Source organism: Bacillus sp. VA15 (genome assembly GCF_055721145.1).
This window is the reverse complement of sequence record NZ_JBVQPQ010000025.1, coordinates 1-479: the sequence shown is the minus strand read 5'-3', so window position 1 is coordinate 479 and position 479 is coordinate 1. Positions and strand designations below refer to the sequence as shown.

Annotated in this window: 1 protein-coding gene; it reads left to right on the top strand. The window is 58.5% G+C overall.

Annotated elements, in window-relative coordinates:
• Window positions 1-479, top strand: a 479-nt coding sequence (locus AC0DBE_RS21560) for a transporter substrate-binding domain-containing protein (RefSeq protein WP_472963726.1), incomplete at both ends; no start/stop codon positions are given.

Genomic DNA, 479 nt, shown 5'->3' with positions numbered 1-479 from the left:
ATCTCCAGCCGCAGGGCTACGACATCGACATGGCGCGCTATCTGGCAAAACAGATGAAGCTCAAGCTGCAGCTGGTGCCGGTGACCAGTGCCAACCGCGTGCCGTATCTGCAAACCGATAAGGTGGATCTGGTGATCTCAAGCCTCGGTAAAAACGCCGAGCGTGAAAAGGTGATCGATTTTAGCCGTGCCTATGCGCCGTTCTTCCTCGGCGTGTTCGGCCCGAAAGGGGCTGAGCTGAAAGATGCTGCTCAGCTGAGTGGAAAAACCATTGGCGTGACGCGCGGCGCGGTGGAGGACATGGTGCTGACCAGCCTTGCGCCGAAAGATGCAGACGTCAAACGCTACGAAGACAATAACACCACGCTGTCGGCTTACCTGTCCGGTCAGGTCCAGTACGTGGCGACAGGCAATCTGGTCGTGGCGGCGATTTCCCGCCAGAACGCCGCCAAAGCCCCGGTTCCGAGCTTTATGCTGAAG